The organism is Chitinophaga sp. YIM B06452, from assembly GCF_039655965.1.
In the GTDB taxonomy this organism is placed as follows: domain Bacteria; phylum Bacteroidota; class Bacteroidia; order Chitinophagales; family Chitinophagaceae; genus Chitinophaga.
The window spans coordinates 1-345 of sequence record NZ_JAWLKY010000020.1 but is presented as its reverse complement, the minus strand read 5'-3'; the positions used below and the strand labels follow the sequence as shown (position 1 = coordinate 345).

Below are 345 nucleotides of genomic sequence, written 5' to 3'. Positions count from 1 at the left end.
CTCCGCTGTCGGTACTACATGCGTAGCCGTGTCTATTAAGTTAACCCTCAGCGACCCGACGGGCAGGGTGCTTTGGGCGAGTTGTGTAAGTTTTAGCCGCTTCGTCCACAACGTACTGCACGGCGATTCTGTTCTATATGACAATCACTTTGGGTTTACAGACATCCCCTGGTGATTGCTGGACCCGAAGGTACCAGAAGCTCAGGGCTAAGGCTGCTTACGCAGCGAGAGCGAATTCCTGGCCGTAGTTTTCGTCATTGGCAACTATAAGTAGTTGCAACAGTGGATTTACGAGTTCTGTTACCAACTCGGCATGCACCTAAAGTTTCGCAACCGGCGTCGAAT

1 other RNA gene is annotated in these 345 nt (G+C 51.3%); it reads right to left on the bottom strand.

Features of this window, described 5'->3' with window-relative positions:
- Nucleotides 1-345: a transfer-messenger RNA gene (ssrA, locus tag R3I13_RS26995) on the bottom strand; the annotation flags it as partial.